Source organism: Desulfothermus okinawensis JCM 13304, from assembly GCF_054654515.1.
Map to the genome: position 1 here is coordinate 1 of NZ_BAAIEW010000043.1, position 11,333 is coordinate 11,333.

Sequence of the window (11,333 nt, forward strand, 5' to 3'; positions counted from 1 at the left end):
CAGAATAGACCTCTTAATCATAGACGAATTGGGATACCTTGAAATAGGCAAACACGCAGCCTCTTTATTCTTTAAGCTCATTTCAAAAAGATATGAAAGGACTTCATATAGTAACTACTAATAAACCCTTTGATGAGTGGGGGGATATTTTTGGGGATGAAGTGGTAGCTGCCGCCATCCTTGATAGGCTGCTACACCACTCCTACCCCTTTCTCATTCAAGGAAAAAGTTACAGGATGAAAGAGTTGTTTGATAAGAAACAAAAATAATTTTTTTGTCTAACTCTATGGGTGGGTCAATTTTCGTGAAAAAAACGGGTTAATTTTTGTGACAATTGACACTAAAAATCCTATAGCCTCTTCCTCTTTCCCATATCTATTGCAAAAACGACTAATTGTAGAAATATCAGGAACTCTATCTAAACCTAACATCTCACATATTACCTTGTCTGATCCTATCTTTTCCACATCTGATATTCCCCTGCCTCCACATATCATGGACAATATAATTGGTATTATCTTTAAAGAAGCAGATATAGACCTGTTAGATCCTCCCCTTGGAAAATTCCTATCTATTATCTCTGATACCCCCAATCTCTTTAAAAAACTCCTAAATAATATTAATCCTCCAAAAGGAGTAATATTTTCATTGCACTTACCTAATTTTAAATCTATATTCTTCATTGCAAGTCACCTCCTTGGTATGTTTTGTTTTTTTTTCTTCTATCCTAATAATTACACCATATTAGAGGTGACTTGCAAGTATTTTCCTGCCTCTAATGCAATATTAAGGTTATTTTGGCTCCTTTACAAATGTTATTGATTGCAATAATAGGTGGCTTATCCTGCAGATCGGTTACAGAAGAGACGGCAATCGAGTTTTTAACTGCATCTGGAATAACGTTGGGAGTCGGTGTAGGATTAAGAACGCTGTTCCGTCAATTGGTTAAATTGATACCTGTTTTCGGTTCGATGGTTTCGGCAGGAATTGCTTATACAGGAACATATACGATTGGGAAGGCGGCAGAGGCTTACTTTTTTGAAGGTGAGATTAAGAAGCCGGAAGAGTTCGAAAATAAAGCTAAAGAAGCAATGGATAACAATGAAGAGACAAACTTCGCCTAACAGCGGACATACGGCTTCGGCTATCGCCTCCGCCCAAATTTCCCTGCGGAAAACTTCGTATGTCCGCGGGACGTTAAGTGAAATGCCCGCCGTCTTAAAGAAATGTTTCAAAGAGGTGTTTAAATCATGAATAGGCAAACTTTGAAAGATATTTTAAAATCAAAAATAGAACACTTGTATGGAATACAATTCAACGAGATAATCGATAACATTTTTTCCATACTTTATGGAGGAAATTATAAATCTATTAAACAAAAAAGAGATTTAGGCAGTGATGGGATTATTGAAGCTGAAAAAGTATGTTTGGCATGCTATGCTCCTGAAAAATATAATAAGAAAAAGTTTGAGAAAAAAGTGGATGAAGATTACATAAAATACAAAAAAAATTACATGATATTAGGATATAAATGGCGTTTTATTATCAATCAGAAGTTACTGGGTAGTATGGTTACTTATATCAAAAATAAGAGCCCCAATTCTGATATTTGGGGTGTAGAAGAATTGATAAACTTTATTTTAAACTTGCCTCCCAGCAAAAGAAGAAAAATATTATCAGATGTATTTTCTTTATCTACTGAACTTATTGAATTTGATTTTGTAGAAGAAGTGATCGAAGAACTCACAAAATTAAAAGAAGAATTAACAAATTATAGCCCGCAATATAATCCTCCTGAAGACACATTGGCAAAAATAGAAAGAAATTTTACAGGAGAAGATATTGAAATAGTAAAAAGAAAGTTTACCCATTTTTATGCAGAACATATTGGTTATTTGCAAAAGGTTTTAGAATCATTTGATAGTGATTTCATTTCAAATTTGAAAATGACGATTTTAAATGAGTACCAAGCACTTGATAAAAAAATAACTTTTAAAGAAAGGTTTAATCATTTAGTAAAAAGATTTTCCTCAAAATATCCTAAGGATGATGAATATAAAAATTATAGTGAACTCATTTTGTTATATTTGTTTGAACAGTGTCTTATTGGGAGCAAACCTGGAGGTGATTAAATGATACTTCCTGAACCTGAGTCAGATTTGCGAATGAACATACTAATATTAGGGAATGAGATACTTGGTGAACTTATAAAAAATAATAATGCAATGTTTATTGAGGATTTGCTCATAAAATTTTTGAAAAAAGATATCAAAAGAACGCCCAAATTATTCATGGATGCAATAACAACTTTGTATACCTTGGACTTAATTGTTATAGAGAGTTACAAAATAAAGGTGGTGAAACATGATAAGGCTCAAAAGACTCTATTCTGAAACGGGTTTGTTTGATGAAGTTAAATTCAAAGAAGGGCTAAACATAATTTTGGGTAAATATTCTTCTACTCAAAAAGAAATAAATGGCATAGGGAAATCAACTCTTATCAGACTAGTAGATTATTGTCTTCTTTCTCAGACTGCTAAAAATAAATTTTTCAATGTTAAAACATTTCCTTTTCTGGATAGCCACAACGTAGTATTAGAGTTTTATATGCAAAATGAAATTTATTTTATAAAGAGATGGTTTAACAAAAAAGAAATTCTCTTTGGTAAAATGGGTACTACAGATGTGCATGAATACTCAGAAAAAGAATTGAAATCCGTATTGGCTGATATCTTTTTTAAGGCATACAACAATACTTACTATGAAAACAAATGGTTTAGAAGTTTGATTAAATTTTTTATAAAAGATGATCTTAACCATCAAGTAAGGAAAGTCCCATACAATTTTTTGCATCCAAATATTACCAAAAATCTTATTATTGTCTATAACTCCTATTTAATGGGACTACCTAACAAAAATCTATACCAACTTGAGATGTTAAAACGAAAATTGCAAGAAAGCAAGAAAATTCAAAATAGGATGATAGAAGGATTAGAAAAAGAAACAGGGAAACATTTTCATGAAATAAAGTCAGAACTTAGGGAAATAAAGGAAAAGATCCAGACACTTGAGAATGCAATAAAAGATTACAATTTTATCAACACATATAAAGATATGGAAGATCGAATAGGCTATTTAACCAATAAAATTTCTAAAAAATTACTTGAAATCCAAAAAATACAAAGAAAATTGGACTCTATCCAAGAAAGTTATGCTGTAAATGTTGAGGTAGATATTAAAGAATCTACGAAATTTTATAGCATGTTGAACGCTCAATTAGGTGCTTTCTTAAAAAAGAATCTGGAAGAAGTTATAAAATTCAGAAAAGCCATCGCAAATAACAGAAAAAAATATTTAGCAGAACGAGAAAGAGAGCTTAAAGATAAATTAAATGAACTTTGGAAGGACTATTATGAACTGGAAGAAGAACGCAAAAAATTGTATAAGATTTTAGATACAAAAGGTAGATTCGATATAATTAAAGAAGCTTACAAAAAATTACTTGAAGAAGGAACAGCTTTTCAATATATAGAAAATATCATCAAACAAATTGATGGTCTAAGTGAAGAAATTCTAAGAATTGAAAAGGAAATGTCTGACCTACATTTCACAATTGTAAAAGAGCTAAAAGAATATTCCGAAAAAATTAATAACTTAGGGATGAGTTTTAGGGAAACAGTTAAAAATTGTACTGCTACGAGTGAAGGGAGCTATCTAGCTATAGAATACACAAACAAAAAAGAAAATCCTGTTGATATAAGAGTTGATATACCAAAATCTCTTTCTTATGGAAGAGAAAGACTAAAAATTTTGGTTTATGATTTGACCATCTTTAAAGAAATTTTAAACCATAGAGGAACTATGCCGCATTTTTTGATTCACGATGGAGTGCTTCACGGAATAGACCTAAAAACAAAGATACGAATTCTTAACTATATTTTTGAATTATTAAAAAAAAGTAATAATCAGGCACAATACATAATAACATTAAATGAGGGAGATGTCATGAGTGAATACGAAGAAGAGAAGTTATCATTTAACTTAAATGAACATATCATCATCATTTATGAGGACAATCCTCAAAAGATGATATTCAAAATAGAGTTTTGATGTAATGGATAATACTAAAACAAAATTTTTGATATACTTTTACGACGGCGGGCACTCTGCAGTGCTTCGCACCTTGCCCCTATCGGGGTCACTTAACAGGTGCATATCCGACTTCGCTATCGCTCAGTCCAAATTCCTCGCTTCGCTCGGAACTTCGGATATGCCCAACACGTTGTGCGACATTTACGAGGAATATATATGATTAAACCTAATTGGGATATATTCAAAGCAAAATTTAGTGAGAATCCACAAGCTACTTTTGAGTGGCTTTGTTACTTATTGTTTTGTAACGAATTTAAAAAAGACAAGGGAATATTTCGTTATAAAAATCAATCTGCAATAGAAACCAACCCTATTGAAAAAGGCAATGAAGTAATTGGTTGGCAAGCTAAGTTCTATGATACATCTCTTTCAAATCATAAGGATGAATTACTACATACTCTCGAAAAAACAAAAAGAGATTATCCAAACATTACAAAATTGCTTTTTTACACCAACCAAGAATGGGGTCAAAACAAGGGCAAAAAACCACAAGGCTTAATGGAAGTTGAAGATAAAGCAAAAGAACTTAATATCATATTAGAATGGAGGACAGCAAGTTTTTTTGAGTCTGAGTTTGTTGTTATAGAAAACGAGATAATTGCCAAGCACTTTTTCACATTTGATAAAAGTGTTTTTGAGTTAATTGAAGAACAAGAAAAACATACAGAAAATCTTCTAAAACGGATAAAGACTACATTTAAATTTAGAAATCAAGAATTTGAAGCTGATAGAAGTGATGTTATAGAAAAACTAAAAAATACAAAATCACAAGCTATTATTTTAAGTGGTGTTGCAGGTGTGGGGAAAACCGCTGTTATAAAAAACTATTATGGACATCTAAAAGATAAAGTACCTTTTTATGTTTTTAAAGCAACTGAATTTAACAACTTAAGAAGTATTAATGAGTTTTTCAGGGAATACCACTTTGAGGAGTTTATTAAAGCTCATGTAAATGAAGAGGAAAAGATTATTGTAATAGATTCTGCAGAAAAATTATTGGACATAGACAATACAGATCCCTTTAAAGAGTTTTTACAAATTGTTCTCGAAAATAAATGGAAGATTATTTTTACAACAAGAGATAATTATGTTGATGTTCTTAATACAGAATTCTCAGAAATGTATGGAATATTACCAGAAAATATTAATATTCAAAATCTTTCAAATGAAGAACTCATAGAACTTTCGGAAAAATATGAATTTAATTTACCTACAGATGAAAAATTGTTCAAACTTATTAGAAATCCGTTTTATTTAAATGAATACTTAAAGCATTATAAAGAAGGGGAAGTTTTAGATTATATTGAGTTTAAAAATAAATTATGGAATCAAGTTATTACCAAATCAAAACCAAAGAGAGAGCAGTGTTTTTTTAAAATTGCTTTTGACAGGGCGAATAGTGGAGAATTTTATATAAATCCAGATTGTGAATCATCAATTTTAGACGGATTATTAAGCGATGGAATATTGGGTTATGAGTCTCCTTATGGATACTTTATTACTCATGATATTTACGAAGAATGGGCATTAGAAAAAATAATTGAAAGAGAATTTCTCAGAAAGACATCAATAGAAGATTTCTTTGAGTCAATCGGTGAATCTTTGCCTATCCGTAGAAGTTTAAGAAACTGGCTATCAGAAAAACTGCTATTAAACGATGAAAATATAAAACGATTCATTGAAGATGCTATAAATTCTAATATTGAGGATTTCTGGAAAGATGAAATTTTAATTTCCGTATTGCTCTCTGATTATTCAGATTCTTTTTTTGAAATCTTTAAACATGGATTACTAAGAAATAATCAAGTTTTATTTAAAAAAATAACTTTTTTATTGAGATTGGCATGCAAAGAGGTTGATAGTGATTTTTTAAAGCAATTAGGACTAAAAAGCCTAAATATATTTACTTTAAAATACGTGCTAACTAAGCCAAAAGGTAAAGGATGGGAAAATCTTATAAAATTTGTTTTTGAGAATATAGAAAAGATAGGAATTGAAAATATAAATTTTATTTTACCTGTAATTCACGATTGGAACACAAAATTTAAAAAAGGGAAGACTACAAAATATGCAAGTTTAATTGCTCTAAAATATTATCAATGGATTATTAAAGAAGATATATATTTTCATGACAATGAAGCAAAAGGAAAACTTTTGCAAACTATTCTATACGGGACATCAGAAATTAAAAATGAGCTGAAAGAAATTTTTGAAGAAATTTTAAAGAATAAATGGAAGTATCATAGAGATCCATATTATGACTTGGTGAAAATGATTCTTGTTCCAATTGCAGAAAATGGCTTTGCAGGAATAGAAGTTGCAAAAGTTTTACCAGAATATGTTTTTAAACTGGCTGATTTGTTTTGGACATATACACCACGAAAAGAGAAATTCCCTTATCATCATTCTATAGAAGTTGAACAATATTTTGGCTTGGAGGAAACACATCTAGACTATTTCCCAGCAAGTGCGTATCAAACATCAATATACTGGCTTCTTCAATATTCACTGAAAGAAACAGTAGATTTTGTTTTAGAATTTACCAATAAATCCGTTAAACATTATGCTAACTCTGGTTTTGACCCATTTGTAAAAAAGGTTAAGATTTATTTTTATGATGGCACAACAAAGGAACAATATATCAGCCATTGTTTATGGAATATGTATAGGGGTACAGGCTCTCCTGTAAGCCCTTGCTTGCTTCAATCCATTCATATGGCTTTAGAAAAATATTTTCTTGAACGGGGGAAAGATACTGATTCTAAAACATTGGAGAATTGGCTTATTTATCTTCTTAAAAATTCAGAATCTGCTTCAATTTCAGCAGTAGTTGCAAGTATTGTTTTAGCTTACCCTGATAAGACTTTTAATGTTGCCAAGATTTTATTCAGGACAAAAGAGTTTATTCTTCAAGATAAAACAAGATTGGTATCAGAATTTAATGTAAGATCTTTGTATTCTGTAGGATATGGTTTGAATTACCATCATAAAATTTACCAAGATGAGAGAATTAAAACTTGTGATGATAAACACAGAAAATGGAGCTTAGAGGAACTTTTTTTGTATTATCAAACTTTTAGAAGCGAAGAAATTAGCGAGGAAGAGGCAAAGAAAAGACAACACGAGTTATGGAAGATTCTTGATGATTATTACAGTCAATTGCCAGACAAAGATAAAGAAACTGAGGCAGATAAGACCTGGAAACTTTTCCTTGCCAGAATGGATAGAAGAAAAATGAAGGTAACAACTGAACAAGTTGATAAAGAAATTGCCATACAATTTGAGCTAGAGCTTGAACCAGAGCTAAAGGAATATAGTGAAAAATCATTAGCTAAAAGCAAGGAGTTTATAAAGTATAGCCCTTTAAAATTCTGGGCAAGTTACAAAATAAAAAATGATGAGAAATACAAAGAATATAAACAATACGAAGAAAATCCAAAAAAGGCTCTTAAGGAAGTAAAAGAGCTTATAAATGAGCTTAATAAAAATAGATCACAAGAATTCTATCTTTTTAATCATTCTATTCCTGCAGAAGTATGCTCAGTTCTGATTAAATATTATATGAACATCCTTTTGGACAAAGAAAAAGAATTTTGTAAAGATATTATCCTAGATTTTTCCTCATTGTCATTACGAGCAGATTATCAATATCAAATTTCAGATGGTGTAGAATCAGCCATTTCTGTTTTACCGATTCTATTTAAAGAATTTCCTGAGGAAAGGAAAAATATAAAAGTAATTTTATTACTACTAACACTTTTTGATCCACACCACATTGGCATGTATGCTGAATTCGCTGACCTTCCTACCAGAGCTATACAAGAATTATTTTCAATTAGTTTTGAGGATGCTCAGTCGCTTCTCCTTGGATATTTATATCTAAAACCTGAATATGAATCTTTAAGAGAGAAAATACGTAAAGAAAATTATACAAAAGGCATTTATCAAGTTAGAGAACATGAATTAATAGAATTATTTATAAAAGAATATGAATCAGATCTTGAAAAAATTGTGAATAACGAAATAACCTATGAAGATTTAGACGAAATTGAGAATTTAGATCTATATATTTTAAAGAGAGCTTTTCAGTTAATATCAAAAGGCACAAAAGATAAAGTTCAAAAAGAAATAGCAAAAAGAATAATTAATGCCTTTGCTCCCAAGATATTGTCAGATAACAGAAAAGATAGGATTGATTACGAAGTCAAGCATGGTTTTTTACGAAAATATGCTTATTTTGTATTGAACTTACCTCAAGATGAGATTAATGATTACCTGCAACCATTTATAGACAACTTTAATGCATCGGAGACAATTGCTGATTTGTTTGAAGAATTTATTTACGCTGAAGATATTCTAAATACATATGATAAATTTTGGATAGTTTGGGAATCTTTTAAAGAAAAAGTATTTGAGATTTGTAAAAAAGGTGAAAGATACTGGTATATAGACAAAATTATTAAAAGTTATCTATTTGCCACAGTTCTTTGGAATGAAAATGTCAAGGAATGGCATACATTGAAAAGTGGCAATAAAATGTTTTTTCAAGAAGTTTCTCAAAAAATAGGTTATTGTCCTTCTACCTTATATGCCCTTGCTAAATTATTGAACGGTATTGGAACTTCATACATTGATGATGGAATAATATGGATTTCAAATATTATTAAAGACAATAAAGATATTTTGAACCAAGAACTTGAAACTGATACCATTTACTATCTTGAGAGTCTTGTTAGAAGATTTATCTATAATAATCGTGAAAAAATAAAAAGAACAAAAGAGTTAAAAGAGAATGTATTATTAATATTAGATTTTTTAGTAAAAAAAGGTTCAGTTGTTGGATATATGTTGAGGGAAAGCATTATATGAAAACGTCGCACAACAAGTGGTTAAGTGAAATGCCCGCCGTCGCATGTAAAGGATTTGAGATAAATAAGAGGTGAAATATAATGGAATTAGAATGGTCAAAAAAGAAATTGTTAGAATTAGTAAGAAAAGCATATTATGGAGAAGTAATGCTTCCGGATTTCCAAAGAAATTTTGTTTGGGCAAGAAACGATATAGAAGAACTTATATGTTCTTTACTGGAAAGAATGTTTATAGGTACATTTCTTATACAAAGAGTAAATCCTTCAGATGTTCCTTTTAAGGTAATTCCAATAGAAGGTGCAGACAAAATTAATGGTAATTTTATGCGTAAACCAGAAATTATAGTTCTAGACGGGCAACAACGATTAACTTCATTGTTTTACGCTTTATATTCTCCAGGTATTCCTTTAAAAAACACGACAAATCCATATGCATTTTTTATAGATTTACAAGAATTAACCGATGACAATCTGGAAGACGCAGTTTTTAGTTGGTCAAAGCGATGGAGAGAATACAAAGCACTGGTAGAGGGAAATGGAAAGTATATCTTATCAAAATTAAAACAAGAGAAGATTTTACCTTTAACTTTTTTAGCAGAGGAATCAAATTTTTGGAAGTTATGGTATAGTGAATTTAGAAATCTATTCAATGAGAACGAAGCACAGAAAATAGAAAATTATGTAAAAAATATTATAGATTATCAAGTTCATGTTTTGAGCATTCCATTAACAGGAAAACCAGAAGATATAGCAATATTATTCGAAAGAATAAACAGAACAGGTATTAAACTATCAATATTTGACCTACTTACTGCTCGCTTATATAAGTTTATAAATTTAAGAACAGAATGGGAAAATGCATTCAATGAAAAATATTGGTTAAAACAAATAGCATCTAATGATATAAAGAACACAAAAATCCCATATTATATTATTCAGGGATTAGCCCTGAGTAAGGGTATGAGCATAAAAGCAAGAGATATAATAAAAATAGATTCAACAACCTTGAATAAAACGAATTGGAAATCGGCAGTAATTATACTGGAAGATAAAATTTTAAAGAGATTATTTGATGTCTCCGAATATGGAATTGCCGACAACAGGTGGCTCTCATATCCCTCTCTGATTTCAATATGGCTTGGATTGTTTCTCAAAGCGGAGAGTAGGGAAATAGATATTGATATTGATAAAATAAATAAATGGTATTGGTGTGTAATCTTTACAGAAAGGTATTCTGGTTCAACTGAAACTAAGCAAACCAAGGACTTTAAAGACTTAGTAGCTTGGTTAACAGATTCCAATACCCCTCCAGAAGTAATAACAAATTTAAGAAATAGATTAGACATAATGAAAATAGATACAAAATATTCTGGAAGTTCTATTTACAAAGGTGTTTTTAATTTGCTCTTTAGAAGAGGGGCATGGGATTTTTATGAGAAAGACAAAATTAAATTTTCAGCAAAAGATTTAGAAGATCATCATATTTTCCCAAAGAAATTCTTAGAAATAAAAAATGTAAATGTTGAAAAAGACATTGTACTCAATAGAACACTAATTTTATCATCTACAAACAAAAAAATTAGCAGAAAAGCACCAGCTACATATATCGAAGAAATGATTGAAATACATGGAAGTGAGGAAGAAGTAAAGAATATTCTAGAGAAACATTTTATAGATGAAGAGATGTTTGATATCTTAAAAAGTGTAAAAGAAAGTTCAACACCAGATGAAATAAAGGAAAAATTTGAACAAATTATAACTTTGAGAGAGAATCTAATAAAAAACTATATAAGAAAACTTGTAGGGGACGAAAATAATGAGTAGATATAGCGACGGCGGGCACTCTGAGGCAACTTCGTTGCCTTGCCTCAGCCCTAACGGGCTTCGGTCACTTAACAAGCGGATAAACGGTTTTGGGCTAAAGCCCTTCACCCAAAGTTTGCTTCGCAAACCTTCTTTTATCCGCAAAACGTTAGGCGAAATTCTTCAGAGGTGATGTATCCGTGTGGGAACGTATAAAACGTATAGCTTTAATGATTATTGGTGTCGGAGTTTGTCAATAAAGATGTCGCCAAAAGCCATACCATTTTTTCCATCAAGCAGCCTTTTTACATTGTTGTTCATTAACTGGGTTAAGGTCTACTGTAAGGACTGGATCCCAATTGCGAATATTTCCAGACCACCGCTCTGGATGTTTGGAGCGAGCCCTTTTGTAACCCTCTTTCCGCTTTGCCAAAATCTCATTGTCTAGACCTGAATGTCTTTGCTCAGGAGTAACAAACTTAATTTTACTATGATAATGCTTACTATTAT

Annotated in this window: 7 protein-coding genes and 2 pseudogenes; 7 read left to right on the top strand and 2 right to left on the bottom strand. The window is 30.7% G+C overall.

What is annotated here, in order from left to right; all coding sequences use genetic code 11:
- Window positions 1–4: 4 nt before the first annotated feature.
- A pseudogene (locus tag ACYQ0O_RS12620) lies at window positions 5–269 on the top strand (ATP-binding protein).
- A gap of 15 nt (window positions 270–284) precedes the next feature.
- Here ACYQ0O_RS12620 and ACYQ0O_RS12625 read toward each other — a convergent pair.
- The gene (locus ACYQ0O_RS12625) at window positions 285–683 is read right to left on the bottom strand and encodes a hypothetical protein (RefSeq protein WP_459893627.1); all 399 of its coding nucleotides are present in this window, start codon (window positions 681–683) and stop codon (window positions 285–287) included.
- A gap of 135 nt (window positions 684–818) precedes the next feature.
- Here ACYQ0O_RS12625 and ACYQ0O_RS12630 point away from each other — a divergent pair, with 135 nt between their 5' ends.
- The 6 genes from ACYQ0O_RS12630 (at window position 819) to ACYQ0O_RS12655 (ending at window position 10,844) form a co-directional block, all read left to right on the top strand.
- Window positions 819–1,124, top strand: a complete 306-nt coding sequence (locus tag ACYQ0O_RS12630) for a hypothetical protein (RefSeq protein WP_162508005.1) — start codon at window positions 819–821, stop codon at window positions 1,122–1,124.
- Window positions 1,125–1,250: 126 nt separating this feature from the next.
- Window positions 1,251–2,132 (top strand): hypothetical protein, encoded by an 882-nt coding sequence (locus ACYQ0O_RS12635; protein WP_459893629.1) that lies wholly within the window; start codon window positions 1,251–1,253, stop codon window positions 2,130–2,132.
- Complete coding sequence (locus tag ACYQ0O_RS12640; protein WP_459893631.1) at window positions 2,133–2,393, top strand: hypothetical protein; 261 nt, start codon at window positions 2,133–2,135, stop codon at window positions 2,391–2,393.
- On the top strand, window positions 2,365–4,110 hold the full coding sequence (locus ACYQ0O_RS12645) for a DUF2326 domain-containing protein (RefSeq protein ID WP_459893633.1): 1,746 nt from the start codon (window positions 2,365–2,367) through the stop codon (window positions 4,108–4,110). The genes ACYQ0O_RS12640 and ACYQ0O_RS12645 overlap by 29 nt, the downstream gene beginning before the upstream one ends.
- Before the next feature lie 198 nt (window positions 4,111–4,308).
- Window positions 4,309–9,021: an AVAST type 4 anti-phage nuclease Avs4 gene (avs4, locus tag ACYQ0O_RS12650; RefSeq protein ID WP_459893635.1), complete on the top strand. Its 4,713-nt coding sequence runs from the start codon at window positions 4,309–4,311 to the stop codon at window positions 9,019–9,021.
- A gap of 80 nt (window positions 9,022–9,101) precedes the next feature.
- Window positions 9,102–10,844: a GmrSD restriction endonuclease domain-containing protein gene (locus ACYQ0O_RS12655; protein ID WP_459893638.1), complete on the top strand. Its 1,743-nt coding sequence runs from the start codon at window positions 9,102–9,104 to the stop codon at window positions 10,842–10,844.
- A gap of 271 nt (window positions 10,845–11,115) precedes the next feature.
- On the opposite strand, the pseudogene ACYQ0O_RS12660 reads toward ACYQ0O_RS12655, so the two are convergent.
- Window positions 11,116–11,333 (bottom strand): annotated as a pseudogene (locus ACYQ0O_RS12660) (IS3 family transposase); the annotation flags it as partial.